This is a genomic window from Hoyosella levis, from assembly GCF_026008515.1.
Taxonomy (GTDB): domain Bacteria; phylum Actinomycetota; class Actinomycetes; order Mycobacteriales; family Mycobacteriaceae; genus Lolliginicoccus; species Lolliginicoccus levis.
In genome coordinates this window covers 219,868-237,814 of record NZ_BQYM01000005.1, presented here as the reverse complement: position 1 = coordinate 237,814, position 17,947 = coordinate 219,868, and the positions used below count along the sequence as shown (strand labels likewise).

Sequence of the window (17,947 nt, the reverse complement as noted above, 5' to 3'; positions counted from 1 at the left end):
CGCCGACCGTTCCCGGCAGCGAGGACAAAACCTACACCCCCCGCGCCCCCAGCACAAACCCCCAGCTCACAAAGGGATTCCTTGCGCGGCTGGCTCAGGAACCCAAAGCGTCTGCGAACAAGGGCCAGGAGTCATGGAGGTCTTCCTGCCAATAGGCCCATGCATGCGTCCGGTTCACCCGGAACTTGAACTCATGCGGGATCCCGAGCTCGTTCATGCGGTTAACCAGTCGATGCGTGCACACGTTCGTCGCGGCCTCGAGGATCCCGCCCACGGCGAACCGGTCGATGAGCTTCATGGGATCCCCCTCGATGTCCTGGGAGTCGATCGTGTCGTACGGCCCGGGCAGTCCGCTGCCGTTGGAGACGAACACCGCGGTGCCGCGCAGCCCCTCGGCATTCAGGTAAGGATCGTTGGCTGCCCAGGCTGGATCGCTCGGCGGTCCCCACATATTGAGGGTGTCCGCGCCACCACGGCCTTCGACGAGCGCGCGGACGAACGCCTGGCCGAGAGGGTCGCTGGTCTGGGCGCAGCCGCTGTAGGAGCCCACTGCCTGGAACACTCCCGGCGCATTGATCGCAAGGCTCAGCACCGACGTGGCGGCCATGGAGATCCCCGCAACCGCGTTCTGCCCCGTGGCGCCAAGCGACTCGTCGATCACTGGCGGGAGCTCGCGTGTCAGGAAGGTCTCCCACTTCGCCACCCCGACCTTGGGGTCGGGGGCCTGCCAATCGGTGTAGTAGGTGTAGGCACCGCCACGCGGGATGACGATGTTGACGTTCTTGTCCGCGTAGAAGTCCAGGACGTCGGTCTTGTCGAGCCAGAGATCGCCCAGGAGATACAGGGTGGGGCTGGGCTGGCTGGTATCGCGGGGCCGAACGATCTCGACCTTGATGTCCCGGCCCATCGACGGTGAGTACACCTGGGCGACCATCTGGCGGCCGCTCGTGCTCTCGACGCGGAACGACGAGCCAGGAGCCTCCTGCTCAACGGGCTGCGCGAGCGTGGCAGGCGTCGCGGCAAGCGCGAGCGCTGCACAGATCCCGAGGATCGTGCTGCTCCTCCGCGCCCGCGCCGATTCGTGGCGACGTGTCGTGATCATTGTCAGTGCTCCACCTGTCATGAGAGTTCCCTGGACGATCCTGCCGTGCCAGCAATCGCTCGGCACTCCATAGCTGGCATTGGTGCGCCGTTGGCTTCCAATCAAGCCGGGCTGGCAGGAAGCGTATTGCCACCGCACGGACCCTAGTGCGGCAGCACGCATGCCAAGCTCAATTACCGATGCGCTGGGGACAAGTTTGGATGACGATTCAGCAATGCACTTCGCCGCAAAGCTCGTGGGGAGCAGGAACTACTGGGTTTGTGGAGCGATTGCTAGAGGATCGGCGACGCGGATAGCTCCTCTGTGGAAGCCATGCGCAATCCCTCGTCCAGGCACAGGTATCCGACGGCGCGCTCGATCGCATGCGCGGTCGTGCCATCGACCTGCCCCGCTTCGGTCTCGAAGTCGCGTTCCTCGAGCGCGGCCAGCCCGAGCCTCCGCAGGATGGATGCCCGCGTCCAGTAGATCGAGCCGCTCGGAAACCTCAGTCCATAGGTGCGCATCGGCATGCCCATTCGCCGGAGAAGGATCCTCGTCGCCCAATGATTCTGGCCCCAGCGCTCCGGCCCGAGCACGCAGCCTGGCGCCGTCACCATGCCCAGGGAAGCATCGCGGTCGAATGCGTCGAGAATGGTGCCTATCCGCTCCTGCCCGCCCAGGACCGCATCGAGCAGCTGCTCGTTCCATTCGGCCCCCGTGCCCGCAAGGCTGTGCCGGTCCCGCCAGGCGCTGCGCTTGGTATGGACCTTGAGGACAAGATCATGCTTGTCGATCAAGCCATCGTTGAGGACCTGGACCATGGGCCAGATATCGCGACCTCGATTCTGCAGTTCGAGAATCCGCAGATCGTCGAGACCTGCGGGAAGAATGTCCGGCAGGATCAGCGGGGCGCCGCTCGAGTTGGTGAGGATCAGGTCGAATCGCGCGGGCATGGCATGAAGGAGCCCCATGAGGCGCGGCAGCGCGTCCTGGTAGTAGACGTGCATCAGCACGACGATCCGTTGCCGCCGCTCGCAACCGTCCGCCGCAACGCGCGCGCGGTCGCACCGATCCGCCACTGGCTCGTCCAACTGGCGGATGGCGGGACGCAATCGCCGACTACGGATCATGAACGTGACCGGCCAACGGAGCACCAGGATCCGCAGGTGCGTGACGGGCCTCGTTGTGCTTGCGCGGAGCATCCTGGCCACCTCGCCCCTCACCTCCCAGGGGCTGGACCGCAGTCCGGCACATCGACCGATACCTGTGGATCGTCGACGAGCGGCTGCAGCGGCACCGTGGCTTCCCCCGCGCGGGCTGGTTCATCGAGGTCATAGCGAACCGTGACGGTCTCCCCTGGCTCGGTGAGCACGACCACGGTAAAGACTGGGTGCCCGAGAAGCTCGTTGGTGAAGGTGAGGGGAACGCGCCGATCATCGATATAGGTATTGGCGAGCCTGGCCCCGGGCGTTGCGAACAAGCTGATCACAGTGCGATTGGTGCCCGGCGGCCCGGCATACTGGGTCTCCGGGGTGAGCCGACCCATGAGATAGGCGGGGTACTCGTCGAGCGGCGGCGCTGAATTGGTCAGCCGTAGCGTGACCTCCGACTCCCGCCGCTCCCCCACGCAGGGCCCGGCCCGGTATTCCAGCGATCGCTCCAGGTAGTAGTCCAGCTTGCCTCCCGCACCGTTGTTGAGCACCACGTGCGCGTAGGGGGACTCGTCCTCGGGAAGCGTGCCTCCCACGATGCTGTCCCCGAGCACGGCCTGCTCATCCGGCTCCGCGCTCCAGACCAGGATGCGCTGCTCCTCGATAGCGTTGGCGAGAGCGCGCGCCAGCGGGCCCTTGGGGCCGTCATAGGTGTTCACCCGGGCCATCACGGCGCCCGCGATCTCCTGCAGGTATGCCTTCCGTGCCAGTTGCCGGTCGCCGAACCGGAAGTACGCCTCGTTGAGCGTGATCTCGACGACGTTGTCCTTGGTGATCGTCTCCCCTTCGCTGAGGGTCACTGGCCCGACGACCTCGAGGAGGTGGCTCAGCGCGACGGGGTCGGTCGCTATCACGCCGTCGACCTCCTCGTCCATGTGCTGCGCCCAGATCGAGCGCCAGATCCGTGCGGCATGCGGGAAGTGCGGGCTGAAGTTGGCGTTCTGCCAGTTCTGGGTGCTCTGGTAGCGGCCATATAGCGCGTCGAAGCCAGGGCCCAGATCGATCGGCTCTGCCGTGAGGGGCAGCTCCTGGTTGCTGACCGAGTCCTCGAAGGTGATGTCGCCATCGTCGATCCGGAGCATCCCCGCTCCACCCATCAGGCCCCCGGTGCCGCGGGACTCGGCGTTGGTCTGGAAGACCACCAGGTAACGGCGGGCTTCATCCGCGCCGAGGAATCCGGGCAGCACGCGGGCGGCGTCCGCTGCGCTCGCCGTCGCGTTGGCGAGCAGGGTTGATTGGTCGATGAGCTGCTCGCGGGCTTCGTTGACCCGGCCTGGGAACCGCGCGATGGGAATCTTCCGAGCATCGGCGCTGATCGCGGCTGATTCGCTCGCGATCCCGGCCGCGACGGGAGCCATCTCGCGCACTGCGTCCACGTCAATGATCTGCCCGGGCTTGTCGCCGCCGCCCAGGATGTCGAGCATCCCCCCGTCGAGCGCGGGCGCCACCACCCCGGATGCGATCCGATCCACGATGATGGTCGATTCCCGGATGGTATCGAAGGGGCTGCCTGCCCATGGAAGCGCTGCGGCGGCGCGCCAGGGAAGGGACGTGGTCGAGGCCCTGGCCCGCGCAGCGGCAGCCGGTATGCCGTTGATCTCCGCGGTCGCTGCATCGACATCGCCATCGAGGAGGAGTGCACGGGCAGCGTCCGCGCGCTCCTCGATCTCGTTGACCGCGGAATACGCGCGCAGGGTCATGAAGGCGAGCCACACCAGCGGAATCGCCACCACGACGGCGAGGATGAGGAGGATCCGGCGCCGGCGGGACACGGGTTGCCTGGCAGCTGGAGCCTGCTCGGGCCCGGCGCTCATCGTGCTCCCCTGGTTGCTGGCTGGGCGTCGATGACGGCCATCGCGCCGTGGAGCACCTGGTTGTACTGCTGGCATACGGCCTCCCAGGTGAACAGCGCGGATGCGCGAGCCCGGGCTGCCGCGGCGAGCTTCTCGCGCTCGACTGGCTCGACGAGCAAGCTCGTGATCGACGCTGCGATGGCGCGAGCGTCAGGCTCCGTGAACCGTCCGGCATCGCCGAGCACCTCCCGGTTGTAGACGGTGTCGCGCGCGACGATCGGAGCGCCGCAGGCCATGGCCTGCACCAATGCCGGGTTCGTCCCCCCGACGCTGTGGCCGTGGAAATACACTCCGGCGTGCTGCCACAGGGCGTGCAGGAGGCGATCATCAGCGATGTGGCCGTACCAGTGGATCTGCCGATGAGCGGCGGCGAGATCCCGGGCTCGCTCGTCGAGCGGGCCGCCGTAGCCCGAGGAGCCGACGATCACCACGGGCGCGTGGCCAGCAAGCACCTCGGCGGCAGCGAGGAACTCGGGCACCGTGTTCTCGGGGACGAAGCGAGCCACCATGAGGATGTAGCCACCAGCGGCAAGTCCTTCGGGTACCGGCAACTGGCCAGGATCAGTGCCTCCGTAGGGGATGTAGGCGCCAGTGGTTCCGTATCGCTGAGCCCAGTAGCGCGCGATCTCCTCGCTGTCGTTCACCAGGGTGGTGGCGTAGCGGGCAGTCAGGGCGGCGCCGCCCCGGAATACCGCTCGCGCCGCACGGCCCCATTTCGCTCGCTCCCACTCGATGCCATCGACATTGACCACCGTGGGGATTCCGGCGCGGGCCAGGACGGGCAGGAAGTACCCATTGGCCACGTTCAGGACGAGCGCCACGTCCGGGCGCGCGGATCGGGCCCAGAGCGCTCCCGTGAGGCCATAGGACAGGGTGCTCGCGGAGCGTGATTCGATGCCTCGCGTGCGCACCGCGTGAATCCTCGGGTCGCTCGCTGGATCATCCATGCGCGTGGACCTCGGACGACCAAGCACGGTCACGTCCCATCCCTGGTCCGCGAGGTAGGGCGCGAGCATCCTCACCAGCGTCTCGAATCCCCCGTAGTAGCTGGGGTAGCCGCGCGAGCCGAGGATAGCTACCGATGGCATGAGTTCCTGCTCCAACGTTGTCTTTGGCCAGTCGCGAGCGACCGCGGTGTGCATTTGCTCGCCATCGGGCATGGACCTGATCATTCGGCGGGCGGCCGCGATCAGACTACCCACGGATCTGGTCCTCGGCGAAAATACCTGGTTGGACGGATATCCCCTCGATTTTCATCCAAATGATTCATCTCGTCAGAAATAGACGCGGGAGCCTCGCGATAAGACAAGCCAATTCGATGCAAAATGTCAGAAATATGATCCGTTCGCCAAGGGGCGCAAGGATATTAGCAGCCACGTTGGCCCGCCGCAACGCATCACAGTTGGTCTCTCGCATCTTTTCCGCAAAAAAGTCCCATCGGCTATGATCAAGCCCACCGTAGCCGATTCAATATCCGGGGGGATGCCAGTGCCGAACCTCGTGGAATCCCGCCGCCAAGGCAACAGCTCCATGAATGTCGTTCAAGAAATAGACAAATGCGGCGATTCAGCTACATCGCCTGCGCCTGGCGGCGCCGAGCGCGAATACTCCGCTGGATCCGCCGTCGCGCCCCTTTCGCGCTCGCCCGCGCGAGCCGTGCCCGCGCACACATGGCGGCGCGGGTTCGCCCGGCGCATCCGGATCACCGATCACATCATCGTCATCGCTGCCGTGGTGGTTGCCCAGCTCGCGCGGTTTGGCACCACTGACCATGCGCTGTTCAGCACCTCCGGCATCACCTTGCATTACACGGGCCTCTCTCTCGTCATCGCGTTCGCCTGGCTGGCTGCCCTCAAGCTCGAGAACACGCGCGATGTTCGCATCATCGGCTCGGGCGCCCTGGAGTACCAGCGCGTCATCCACGCCTCCGTCAAGGTATTCGGCATCATTGCCATCGCCGCGTTCTTGCTCGACCTAGGCATCGCGCGTGGCTACCTGGCCATCGCGCTGCCTATCGGCATGCTGGGGATAGTCGTGAGCCGCTGGTCGTGGAGACGATGGCTGGTCGCCAAGATCAATCGCGGCAGGTTCATCACCAACGTCGTGATCCTCGGCAGCGGCCGTGCCGCGGAGGACATGATCCGCAGCATCCAGCGCGACCGCGGCTACCACATCGTTGGAGCCTGCATCCCCCGGGAGCACCAAGCGCGATCGCAGGCCGATGCTCTTGAGGTCGATGGGCTCACGATCCCTGTCCTCGGCGACGAGCAGACCATCCTGGCCGCGGTGCGCCACGCACAAGCTGATGTCGTAGCCGTCACCGCCACCGAGCACCTGGGTCCGGATGCGCTCCGCGAGCTCGCCTGGGAACTGGAGTCGGAGAAGACGGATCTCGTGGTGCATCCTGGAGTCACCGATGTCTCGGAGCCGCGGCTCAACATCCGCCCCACCGCGGGGATGCCCCTTCTCCATGTCGAGGCGCCGCAGTACCAGGGCGCTCATAGGCTCGGCAAAGCGCTGGTCGATAGGCTTGGCGCTGTCATCGCGCTTGCCCTCTTCGGGCCGTTCATGTTGCTCATCGCGCTGTGCATCAAGTGCCAGGACCGCGGCCCTGTGCTGTACCGCCAGACCAGGGTAGGTACCGATGGCGCCGAGTTCGCGATGATCAAGTTTCGATCGATGGTGGTCGGGGCCGACTCCCAGCACCAAGGCATCGCTGATCGCAACGACGCGGATGGCCCCCTCTTCAAGATGAAGGACGATCCGCGCGTTACCCGGATCGGTCGGCGCCTGCGCAAGTACAGCCTCGACGAGCTGCCACAGCTTTTCAACGTGCTCCGTGGCGAGATGAGCCTGGTAGGCCCTCGGCCACCACTGCCCCGCGAGGTAGCGAGATACACGCGAAGGATCAACCGCCGCATGCTCGTCCGCCCGGGGATGACCGGGCCCTGGCAGGTCAGCGGACGTTCCGACCTCACCTGGGAGGAAACCGTGCGGCTCGACCTGTCCTACGTGGAGAACTGGACCTTCATGCAGGACCTCATCATTCTGTGGCGCACCGTGCGGGTCGTCATGAAGGGCCAGGGCGCGTACTAGTTGCGCTGGCATCCGGGCGAGCGAGCATCGCCGCGCAGCTCTGTCCGACGATCCAAGCCCAGGTAGCGTCCCTGCGCTAGACGGCACGAGGCCCGGAGCAGCCATGCTGCTCCGGGCCTCGTGGGCTAGCGGGGGTGGATCAGAAGTCCATGCCGCCCATGCCGCCGGTCGGATCGCCGGCCGGGGCCGCGTTCTTCTCGGGCTTGTCGGCGACAACGGCCTCGGTGGTGAGGAACAGCGCCGCGATCGAGGCTGCGTTCTGCAGCGCCGAGCGGGTGACCTTGACCGGGTCGTTGATGCCTGCGGCGAGCAGGTCCTCGTACACACCGGTGTCGGCGTTGAGGCCGTGGCCGGTGGGCAGGTTGCGGACCTTTTCCGCGACAACGCCGGGCTCGAGGCCAGCGTTGAAGGCGATCTGCTTCAGCGGTGCCTCGAGCGCCACGCGGACGATGTTGGCACCGGTGGCCTGATCGCCCTCGAGGCTGAGCTCGGCGAGCGCCGGGGCGGCCTGGAGGAGCGCGACGCCGCCACCGGCGACGATGCCTTCCTCGACGGCTGCCTTGGCGTTGCGGACAGCGTCCTCGATGCGGTGCTTGCGCTCCTTGAGCTCGACCTCGGTAGCCGCGCCAGCCTTGATGACAGCGACGCCGCCGGCGAGCTTGGCGAGGCGCTCCTGGAGCTTCTCGCGGTCGTAGTCGGAGTCGGACTTGTCGATCTCGGCGCGGATCTGGTTGACGCGGCCCTCGATCTGGGCTGCGTCGCCAGCACCCTCGACAATGGTGGTCTCGTCCTTGGTGACAACGACCTTGCGGGCGCGGCCAAGGAGCTCGAGGCCGGCGGTCTCGAGGGAGAGGCCGACTTCCTCGCTGATGACCTGGCCGCCGGTGAGGATGGCCATGTCCTGCAGCATTGCCTTGCGGCGGTCACCGAAGCCGGGCGCCTTGATGGCGACGGACTTGAAGGTGCCGCGGATCTTGTTCACCACGAGGGTGGAGAGGGCCTCGCCCTCGACGTCCTCGGCGATGATGGCGAGCGGCTTGCCGGACTGGATGACCTTCTCCAGCAGCGGCAGCAGGTCCTTGACCGTGGAGATCTTGGACGAGATGAGCAGCACGTAGGCGTCCTCGAGGACAGCTTCCTGGCGCTCGGGGTCGGTCACGAAGTAGCCCGAGATGAAGCCCTTGTCGAAGCGCATTCCCTCGGTGAGCTCGAGCTGGAGGCCGAACGTCTGGGCCTCCTCCACGGTGATGACGCCTTCCTTGCCGACCTTGTCCATCGCCTCGGCGATGAGCTGGCCGATCTGGGGGTCACCGGCGGAGATGCCAGCGGTAGCAGCGATCTGCTCCTTGGTCTCGATCTCCTTGGCGGACTCGAGCAGGCGCGCGACGACCGTCTCGACGGCCTTCTCGATGCCGCGCTTGAGCGCCATCGGGTTAGCGCCAGCAGCGACGTTGCGCAGGCCCTCGCGCACGAGCGCCTGGGCGAGCACGGTTGCGGTGGTGGTGCCGTCGCCAGCGACGTCGTCGGTCTTCTTGGCGACTTCCTTGACCAGCTCTGCGCCGATCTTCTCGTACGGGTCGTCCAGCTCGATCTCCTTGGCGATGGAAACTCCATCGTTGGTGATCGTGGGGGCGCCCCACTTCTTCTCCAGGACAACGTTGCGACCCTTGGGGCCGAGCGTTACCTTGACTGCGTCGGCGAGGGCGTTGAGTCCCCGCTCGAGGCCACGGCGGGCCTCTTCGTCGAACGCGATGATTTTGGCCATTGCGAAGTGATCCTCCAGATGATGAGGCCGACACACGGAACGTGCAGCGGCTGCGCGTCCCATTTGCGCTGTTGGCCAGGCGCGGTGCCCGCGACGGACGACCAGGGTGTCAGCGCCTGGCCTCACCGTCCCGACCTAGCACTCTCGTGTATTGAGTGCCAGAATCATGTTTAGCACTCGCGGCATACGAGTGCAAGACGCGGGCGCTGGCGCGCCCCAGGCTCCGCGCACAGCGAACAACCACCGGGGCAACCATGCGCCGAGCCAGCACCAGCCAGCCGGAAGGAACTCAGCCGTGGGGCACCGCTCGCCAACCACACGATCACCGCTCCCCCCGCGCCACGGCGTCGACGCCGCCTGGGTCCGGTTCCCCGACCACGCCCCCTGGCACACCATCGGGGAAGCCCTCGCCGCCACCTACCCCGAGCATCGCGAGCGCTTCCGCCGGCGGCTCGCCGCCCAGGAGATCGTCGACGACCACGGCGTGCCCGTTCATGCCTGCCAGCCCCTCGCGCGCGGCATGACACTCTTCTACTACCGCGACCTCCCCGCGGAGATCCCCGTGCCGTTCGGCGTCACCGTCCTGCACCAGGACGAGCACCTCGTCGTGGCGGACAAGCCACACTTCCTCGCCACCATGCCGCGCGGCCGTCACGTCATCGAATCCGCGACGGTCCGGCTGCGCACGCTGCTCGGCCTCCCCCACCTGACACCCGTGCACCGCCTCGACCGCACCACTGCGGGCGTGCTGCTGCTCGCCACCCATCCCGGAGCACGCGCGCCCTATCAGCAAATGTTCGCCCAGCGGCAGGTCACCAAGAAGTACCTGGCAGTGGCGCCCCACCTGCCCGGCCTCCAGCTTCCGCGCACCGTGCGCAGCCACATCACCAAGCAACCGGGAGAGCGGCAAGCCCGCCAGGGCATCGGCACTGTCAACGCGATCACCCACATCGAGCACGCGGCGGCCCTCGAGGAAGGCCTGGCGCTCTACCGGCTGCGCCCCGAGACCGGACGGACTCATCAGCTACGGGTTCACCTGAGCACGCTCGGAGCACCCATCCTCGGCGACGACCTGTACCCCGGGATCCGCGAGCGCGCCGACGGGGACTTCACCAACCCGTTGCAGCTCCTCGCTGCCGAGATCGCGTTCACCGATCCGATCAGCGGGCGGCCGCGCTCGTTCCGCAGCGCGCGAGTCCTGGAGCATGCGCGTTGACGGCGTGACGCGGTCAGAGCGAGTCCAATAGCTCCGGGAGATCTGCCACGGAATCCACCACGTGGTCCGGCTTGTCCCGGCTGGCGTCGAGCACGGGCTGGTGGAACTTGCCGGTGCGCACGAGCACGCCACGCATGCCCGCGCGCTGGCCGGCGAGCACGTCGTTGTTCAGGTCATCCCCGATCATGAGGGTGTGCTTGGGCGCGATGCCCAGCATCCGCGCCGACTTCTCGAAAGCACCCGGCGAGGGCTTGCCGATCACGGTGATCCGGTTGTTTCCAGCAGCCTCGAGCCCCGGGATGTACGCGCCCACATCCAGCTTCAGCCCCGAGCTCGTTGCCCAGGTGAGTCCTTGGTGCATCGCGATCACCGGCACCCCGGCGAGCATCAGCTCCGCGACACGGCTCAGCGCCTCGTGGCTGAACTCCGGCCCCGCTCCGCCCAGGATGATCAGATCCGGCTTCTTGGCCGCCCACGTGACGTCATCCATGTCGATGAACACATCACCCTGGTTGAGCACCCAGCATTGCGCGTCGGGGTGGTTCTCCCGGACATGCTGCGCCGTGAGGTACGCCGCGGTCATGATGTCGTCGGCCTCCGCGGGAATGCCCAGCTTGGTGAGCTTGGCGGCGATCAGCTCACGCGTAAGCGACGTCGTGCTGGTCAGAAAGCCACAGCGGCGGCCGGATTCGCGCACGGCGCGCACTGCGTCGGCGGCGCCCTCGATGGCCTGCCACGAGGTCACGAGAACCCCGTCGATATCGAACAAGACGCCCTCAACGCGAGCCATGCCTCCGACACTACTCACGACCAGCCCGACCGGTGCAACGGGGAGCCGCAATCATCTGCTGCGGGAACCGGCGGTGGCACGATTCGCCCCACCTGCTGCCAGGCGGCACCACGGCACCGCACAATAGGGGGATGCGCTCGGTCACTGAACATGCGGCTGCCATCGCCGCGCTCGTCACGGCACGCCCCGAACAAGAAGCCACGCTCACGGCGGCGCACCGGAGCGTGCTCGCTCGTGATGTGATCGCCCCGCGATCGCTCCCGGGCTTCGACAACTCAGCCATGGACGGATACGCGGTGCGTGCCGCGGACATCGCTGGTGCGAGCGAGGCGCACCCGGTCGAGCTGCCGGTGGCGGCGGACATCCCGGCTGGCCGCACCGACATCCCCGAGCATCATGCGGGCACGGCGCACCGCATCATGACGGGCGCCGCGCTGCCGCCCGGCGCGGATTCCGTGATCCCGGTCGAGCGGACAGACGGCGGCACGACGACCGTGCGGATCACCGCATCGACCACGCCGGGCCAGCACATCCGGCGCAACGGCGAGGACATCGCCAAGGGCGAGATCGCGCTCGAGAGCGGCAGCACGCTGGGCGCCCCCCAGCTCGGGCTGCTTGCCGCCCTCGGCTACGCGACGGTGCCGGTGGTCCCGCCGATCCGGGTGATGGTGCTCTCCACGGGCAGCGAGCTCGTCGCGCCCGGGCAGGCATTGCGCCGCGGCGAGATCTACGAGTCCAACAGCATCATGCTGGCCGCCGCCGCGCGGGAGGCGGGCGCGAGGGCCGCGCAGCTGCGCTTCGTCAGCGATGACACCGACGACTTCCTCGCCACGCTGCGTGCCCACGCCAATGACGCCGACGTGTTCCTGACCTCCGGTGGCGTGAGCGCCGGGGCGTACGAAGTAGTCAAGGATTCCCTCGCCGATCGCGGGGTGGAGTTCCTGAAAGTAGCGATGCAACCGGGCATGCCACAGGGCAGTGGCACCTTCGAGGGCACCCCGATCATCACGCTGCCCGGCAACCCGGTGAGCGCGCTGATCTCGTTCGAGGTGTTCGTGCGGCCCGCGCTGCGCGCCGCGATGGGCTACGCGCGCACCGGTCGCGAGGTAGTCTCCGCGACGCTGGCCGAGGACATCCGCTCGCCGCTCGGCAAGCGCCAGTTCCGGCGCGGGGTGCTTGACCGGGCCACGGGCACGGTACGCACCATTGGCCCGCCCGCATCGCACTTCCTGCGATGGCTGGCCTCGTCGGATTGCCTGGTGGACATCCCGGCCGAAACCGAGTCGATCCCCGCGGGGGCGGCGGTGGACGTCTGGGACCTGTCCCGGCCCTGAGCGGGGCACCGCCGGACATTCCTGACCAACGCCGATCGCGCCAGCCGGTGCCGTAGGCTTGGGCGGAGCACGCCAGCGCGGCATCCTGCACGCGCATCATGGCTCCGACGAACGAGATGAGGTCGACCCGAAGTGGCCCGCAAACCCGCACCGCCCGGGCAAGCCCCCCGCAATCCCGTCGCCCATGCGCTAGGCCTCGTGCGCGATGCCGTTCCCCCGGTGCATCCAGCGGGGATCCCGTTCATCGCGGTTCCGCTCGCGGTGGCCGCCGCCGGGCACCGCTCGCCGCTAGCGCGCCGCACCGGCATCGGCCTCGCCCTCGCGTGCGCCACGTTCTTCCGGAACCCGAAGCGGGTGCCGCCGAGTCGCAGCGGCGTGGTGGTCTCCCCCGCCGACGGCGAGGTGACGATCGTCGATACCGCGGTGCCCCCCGCCGAGCTTGCCCTCGGCGACGTACCGAGGCCGCGGGTCAGCGTTTTCCTGTCGATCCTCGATGTGCATGTGCAGCGAAGCCCCGTCGCGGGGCAGGTGGTGCAGGTCATCCACCGCCCAGGATCGTTCCTGTCCGCGGATCTCGACGAGGCCAGCGAGGCGAACGAGCGCAGCAGCATGGAGCTGCGGACCGTCGATGACAAGCAGGTCGTGGTCGTCCAGATCGCTGGGCTCGTGGCGCGCCGCATCGTCTGTGATGCCCGGGCCGGCGACGTCCTCCCCCTCGGCGAGACGTACGGCCTGATCAGGTTCGGCTCACGGGTGGATACCTATCTGCCCGAGGGAAGCCGGATCCTCGTCGAGCGCGGGCAGCGCGTGATCGGCGCGGAAACGGTGATCGCGGAACTAGCATGAGCCGAGGCCACGCCACTGTCGAGTGAGGTGTCAATTGAGCGACGGACGACCGAGGGATCACTCACGGCAGATGCGCGCGCGCCCGGACCATGCTCGCGAGCACAGGACGAGCGAGCAATCACCGCCTATTCGCAGCGCTAGCATTCGCCTGCTGCCGAGCGCCATCACCATTCTCGCGCTGTGCGCGGGCCTCTCGGCGGTCCGGTTCGCGCTCGAGGGCCGGGGCGACCTTGCGATCGCGGCGATCGGCGCGGCCGCGATCCTCGATGGCGTGGACGGACGCGTCGCGCGACTGCTCGATGCCACCACGAAGATCGGTGCCGAGCTCGATTCCCTCTCGGACGCGATCAATTTCGGTGTCGCGCCCGCGCTCGTCATCTATGTGACCCTGCTCCATGGCAATAGTGGCGGCTGGATCGTTGCCCTGGTCTACGTCGTCTCGATCGTGCTGCGGCTCGCCCGGTTCAATGTGCTCACTGATGACGAGGATGCCCCGGCCTACCGGAAGGACTTCTTCGTCGGCGTGCCCTCTCCCGCGGGAGCGCTCGTTGCCATTGCTCCCCTCGCTGCGTTCCAGCATTGGGGGGAAGGCTGGTGGACCTCGTTCGTCTTCGTGGCGGCCTGGATGATCGGCGCCGCAGCGCTGATCGTGAGCCGCGTGCCCACCCTCGCCATGAAGCAGGTATCGGTGCCGCCGCGCATCGCCGCGCTCCTGCTGATCCTCGTCGCGCTGATCGCCGCGGGGCTCATCACCTATCCCTATGTGGTCCTCGTGCTCATGGTGCTGGTCTACCTGGCCCACATCCCCTACGCGATCCGCACCAAGCGCTGGGTGGCGGCCAGGCCCGAGACCTGGGACATTCCCCCAGCGGAGCGGCGCGCGATCCGCCGCTCGAGCGCGCAGCGCCGTTCCTTGACCCGGCTCGGCCTGCGCCGGTCCAAGCCACGCGGCCGGCTGTCGCGCGTCGCGGGACGGGCCAGGCCGCGGCGGTGACACCGCCGCTGTCCATCGACGGGCGCCCATGCTCCTCGACCGTCTAGGCTCGTGCACGTGAATCCCGCCAACGACACGGCCCACGTGACCCTGACGGCCCGCCTCTCCACCGCGCACATGGACTCGCGCCGGGGCGTGGTCCGGGTGCATGCCGAGGTGCTCTCGGCGCTGGATCTCCGGGAGTGGGACGCGATCGAGATCTATGGCACCCGCAGCACGGCAGCGGTCGTCGCGCGCGCGCCGCAGGGCTCCGCGCCCCGGGTGGCGCTGCTCGACGATGTGACCCTCTCCAATGCCGGGATCCGCGAGGACGCGACCGTGGTGGTTCGGCCTGTCGCGGTGCAGGGCGCGCGCCGGATCGTGGTGAGCGGCTCCTCCCTGGCGATGACCTCGTTGACGCCGAACGCGCTGCGCCAGGCATTGCTTGGCAAGGTCGTCACGGTCGGTGACACGGTCTCCTTGCTGCCGCGCGACCTCGGTCCAGGCACGAGCACCTCCGATGCCACGCAGGCCTTGCGGCGCGCCGTTGGCATCACGTGGACCTCCGAGCTGCTGACCGTGGTGGAGACCGAGCCGCTCGGCGCCGTGAGCGTGCAGCCCAACACCGCGATGGCCTGGCCAGGATCGGCGACGGACAATCCGGGGCGCGGCCAGGATCCACTGATCACCAGCACCCGGGGCCATTCCGAGGACGGCAGCGGCGGCGGGACCGCGACCACGGCACGCACGACCACCACCTCGCGCGGGAGCACCAGCCAGCCCGATCCGGTCGTCACGGACCCACCGGTCCCGGTGGGCGAGCTCGTGGGAGTCGCCGACCAGGTAGCGAAGCTCACCGACTGGCTGAGCCTCGCCCTCGACGAGCCCGAGCTGCTTACCTCCCTTGGTGCCTCTCCACGCCTCGGCATCGTCGTCACTGGGCCCGCGGGCACCGGAAAGGCCACCCTGGTCCGCTCGGTCTGCGCGGCCCGCAACGTCGTCGAGCTCGACGGCCCCGGCACCGGGGCGCTCGAGTCCGGTAGCCGCGCGGAGACCGTGACGCAGGCCATCAATGCCGCTCGCGGCGGCGGAGTGCTGCTGATCACCGAGATCGACGCGCTGCTGCCGCGCGACCCCGAGCCCGTTTCGAGCCTGATCCTGAGCCGGCTACGGCGGGCCATCGCCAACGATCAAGTCGTGCTCGTGGCCACGACGGCGCACCCGGACCTCACCGATCCGCGGCTGCGAGCGCCCGACCTGTGCGACCGCGAGCTGACGATCGCGCTGCCAGGCGGGGCGATCCGCCGTGCCCTGCTCGACCACCTGCTGCGGGATGTGCCGACCACCGATCTCGACCTCGAGGTGATCGCGCTGCGCACCCCCGGATTCGTCGCGGCCGACCTGATGGCGCTGCGGCGCGAGTCCGCGCTGCGTGCCGCGTCGCGCGCCTCCAGGGATGGGGCTCCTGCCGTCATCAAGCAGGAGGACTTGCTTGGAGCGCTCGAGATCATCAGGCCCCTGTCGCGGTCGGGGACGGAGGAGATCTCGGTCGGTGGCATCACGCTCGAGGACGTGGGCGACATGGTGGAGACCAAGCAGGCGCTCACCGAGTCCGTGCTGTGGCCGCTGCGGCATCCCGACACGTTCGCGCGCCTCGGCGTGCAGCCGCCGCGCGGAGTCCTGCTCTACGGGCCGCCCGGCTGCGGCAAGACCTTCGTGGTGCGGGCGCTCGCGAGCTCCGGGCAGCTGAGCGTGCACACCGTCAAGGGCTCCGAGCTCATGGACAAGTGGGTGGGCTCGTCGGAGAAGGCCGTGCGCGACCTGTTCCAGCGGGCGCGCAACACCGCCCCCTCGCTCGTATTCATCGATGAGATCGACGCGATGGTCCCCCGGCGCGGCCAGAGCTCCGATTCGGGAGTCAGCGACAAGGTCGTCGCGGCGCTGCTCACCGAGCTCGATGGCGCCGAGCCGCTGCGCGACGTGATCGTGCTCGGTGCTACCAACAGGCCCGAGCTGATCGACCCTGCTGTGCTGCGCCCGGGCCGGCTGGAGCGGCTCGTGTTCGTGCCGCCACCCGATGCCGAGGCCCGCACGGCGATCCTGCGTGCTGCTGGTGCCTCGATCCCGCTCGCCGAGGATGTTCGCCTCGACGAGCTCGCCGATCAGCTCGACGGGTACTCGGCGGCGGACTGCGCCGCGCTGCTGCGCGAGGCCGCGCTCGCTGCGATGCGCCGCACCGTCGATGCGACAGTCGTTACTGCCGATGATGTGGAGTCCGCGCGCCGGGCCGTGCGCCCGTCGCTGGATCCTGATCAAGTGGCATCGCTGAAGGCGTTCGCTGACCGGCGGGCAGCCGACTGATCGCGATGACGACGATATCGACGGCCCGTCCCCGCCTCGAGCTCCTGCTCGCCACCACGATCGGGTTCCTTGTGCCAGCCGCGGCCACCTCGGTGCTCGTGGGAGCGCTGCCGATCGCCCTCGACGCCCGCGAGTACGCCCGCGCGGGCGAGGCCGTCGCCGTCGGGGAACCGATCGCTCTCGTGTGCTCCGTGCTGGCGGCGGTGTGGGCGGCCGCGCGGCTAGGCCGCTCCTCCCGCACCTGGCTGATCGCGGGCGGATCACTGCTGGCATGCATCGTGGTGCTGTGGTTCTTCAACGCCGACGGTTACAGCGCCCCGCTGGGAGCCGGGGCGTACCTGGGCCTCCGTGCCGCCACCGCGGCGCTGGCCGGGGTGGTGATCGGTGCCGTGCTCTCGCGCTCCTGGTCGTTCCGCAGCGCTGCGCCCGCGCTGGCCGCGACCGCCGGCGTGCTCGCCCCGATCCTGTTGTCCGGCTTCATCTCGGGGGCCGCCTCGGGCATTTACCTCAATGGTCAGCTGGTCGCGGCAGGCACGGTAGCGACCTCCGTGACGTGGATGCTGCTCGCGCTGGGCATGGCATCGGTCACGGCCGGAGTGGTCCTCGACTCGCCCTTGCCGACTGGGTCGAGCCACGTGCTCATGGCGCCACGGCTGCGCGAGCTGCTGATGCTGGCAGGCGGGCTCGGTGCCGCGCAGATCGCCGCGATCGCGCTGGTCGCTGAGGCCTCGCTCGGCTGGCCAACGCTGGCGAGGTTCGCTGCCGCGACCGCGGCAGTGGCGGTCCTGATGCTGGCGCATTGGCTGGTAGCGCTGCGCCTGGCGCTCACCAGCAGCCCGTGGGCGGGCGCTGCGCTGCTGGTGATGGTGGCGTTCACCGCGGCCGCGGCACCGGTGATCAGCCAGGTGCCCCGCATCGGCACGCCTTGGGCGGTTCCGGTGGTGCTCGTGCTGCTCGCGAGCCTCGGGCTCGGCGCGGTGCTGCGGCACAGTAGCTATCACGTCCTCAACGGGCTCTTGATCCTCGCTGCGGTCCCGGTGATCGGCGTCATCGCCGGTGGATCGGGAATCATCATCGTGGGCCAGTTGCTCCTGATCGCGGCCGGGGCCGGGCTGGCGCTCGGCTCGGCGCTGCCCGGCGCTGGCCCGTCCGGGATCGCGCTGGCGGTCCTCTCGCCGCTCATGTCGCTGACCATCGTCGCCCTGGTCGCCCAGCCCCTGTTCCAGGGGGCGATCCCCTCGGCCGCGGTGCGTTCCGCGTCAGACGTGCCCGCGTTGTGGTTCCAGGTCATCCCGGGCAGCAGTGGCGGCATCATCGCGGTCAGCGTGGTCGGTCTCTGTGGCGCGGGGATCCTGGGCATCGCATATGGCACTATGCGATGGACCGGCGCGAAGCCCGTTGAGCCCCTAGACTAGACGAGG

The 17,947-nt window shown here is 68.3% G+C and carries 13 protein-coding genes; 7 read left to right on the top strand and 6 right to left on the bottom strand.

Features of this window, described 5'->3' with window-relative positions; genetic code table 11:
• Window positions 1–94: 94 nt before the first annotated feature.
• The 4 genes from QC765_RS07645 to QC765_RS07630 all read right to left on the bottom strand — a co-directional run bounded on the left by QC765_RS07645 (window position 95) and on the right by QC765_RS07630 (window position 5,233).
• Window positions 95–1,102, bottom strand: a complete 1,008-nt coding sequence (locus QC765_RS07645) for an alpha/beta hydrolase (protein WP_278313844.1) — start codon at window positions 1,100–1,102, stop codon at window positions 95–97.
• A gap of 272 nt (window positions 1,103–1,374) precedes the next feature.
• Window positions 1,375–2,283 (bottom strand): rhamnan synthesis F family protein, encoded by a 909-nt coding sequence (locus QC765_RS07640; RefSeq protein ID WP_278313843.1) that lies wholly within the window; start codon window positions 2,281–2,283, stop codon window positions 1,375–1,377.
• Window positions 2,284–2,300: 17 nt separating this feature from the next.
• Window positions 2,301–4,106 carry a DUF4012 domain-containing protein gene (locus QC765_RS07635; RefSeq protein WP_278313842.1) on the bottom strand — a complete coding sequence of 602 codons (1,806 nt, stop codon included), beginning with the start codon at window positions 4,104–4,106 and terminating at the stop codon, window positions 2,301–2,303.
• Window positions 4,103–5,233: a glycosyltransferase gene (locus tag QC765_RS07630; protein WP_278313841.1), complete on the bottom strand. Its 1,131-nt coding sequence runs from the start codon at window positions 5,231–5,233 to the stop codon at window positions 4,103–4,105. Before QC765_RS07630 ends, QC765_RS07635 begins: the two co-directional genes overlap by 4 nt.
• A gap of 568 nt (window positions 5,234–5,801) precedes the next feature.
• On the opposite strand from QC765_RS07630, the gene QC765_RS07625 reads away from it, so the two are divergent.
• Window positions 5,802–7,241 (top strand): sugar transferase, encoded by a 1,440-nt coding sequence (locus QC765_RS07625; RefSeq protein WP_278313840.1) that lies wholly within the window; start codon window positions 5,802–5,804, stop codon window positions 7,239–7,241.
• A gap of 139 nt (window positions 7,242–7,380) precedes the next feature.
• Here the strand turns inward: QC765_RS07625 and groL are convergent, their stop codons facing one another.
• A complete protein-coding gene (gene groL / locus QC765_RS07620; protein WP_278313839.1) occupies window positions 7,381–9,006 on the bottom strand; it encodes a chaperonin GroEL in 1,626 nt (541 codons plus the stop codon).
• A 295-nt stretch (window positions 9,007–9,301) separates the two neighbouring features.
• On the opposite strand from groL, the gene QC765_RS07615 reads away from it, so the two are divergent.
• The gene (locus tag QC765_RS07615; protein ID WP_278313838.1) at window positions 9,302–10,222 is read left to right on the top strand and encodes a pseudouridine synthase; all 921 of its coding nucleotides are present in this window, start codon (window positions 9,302–9,304) and stop codon (window positions 10,220–10,222) included.
• Between the two features lie 13 nt (window positions 10,223–10,235).
• Here the strand turns inward: QC765_RS07615 and QC765_RS07610 are convergent, their stop codons facing one another.
• Window positions 10,236–11,012, bottom strand: coding sequence for an HAD-IIA family hydrolase (locus QC765_RS07610; protein WP_278313837.1), 777 nt, complete (start codon window positions 11,010–11,012; stop codon window positions 10,236–10,238).
• Window positions 11,013–11,143: 131 nt separating this feature from the next.
• Between QC765_RS07610 and moeA the strand changes: the two genes are divergently transcribed.
• From moeA to QC765_RS07585, 5 genes are all read left to right on the top strand, one after another.
• Window positions 11,144–12,346 (top strand): molybdopterin molybdotransferase MoeA, encoded by a 1,203-nt coding sequence (gene moeA, locus QC765_RS07605; RefSeq protein ID WP_278313836.1) that lies wholly within the window; start codon window positions 11,144–11,146, stop codon window positions 12,344–12,346.
• Window positions 12,347–12,478: 132 nt separating this feature from the next.
• A complete protein-coding gene (locus QC765_RS07600; RefSeq protein ID WP_278313835.1) occupies window positions 12,479–13,192 on the top strand; it encodes a phosphatidylserine decarboxylase in 714 nt (237 codons plus the stop codon).
• A 70-nt stretch (window positions 13,193–13,262) separates the two neighbouring features.
• The gene (locus QC765_RS07595; RefSeq protein ID WP_278313833.1) at window positions 13,263–14,186 is read left to right on the top strand and encodes a CDP-alcohol phosphatidyltransferase family protein; all 924 of its coding nucleotides are present in this window, start codon (window positions 13,263–13,265) and stop codon (window positions 14,184–14,186) included.
• A 117-nt stretch (window positions 14,187–14,303) separates the two neighbouring features.
• Window positions 14,304–16,526 carry an AAA family ATPase gene (locus QC765_RS07590; RefSeq protein ID WP_278313853.1) on the top strand — a complete coding sequence of 741 codons (2,223 nt, stop codon included), beginning with the start codon at window positions 14,304–14,306 and terminating at the stop codon, window positions 16,524–16,526.
• Window positions 16,527–16,531: 5 nt separating this feature from the next.
• Window positions 16,532–17,941, top strand: coding sequence for a hypothetical protein (locus QC765_RS07585; RefSeq protein WP_278313832.1), 1,410 nt, complete (start codon window positions 16,532–16,534; stop codon window positions 17,939–17,941).
• Window positions 17,942–17,947: the final 6 nt, after the last annotated feature.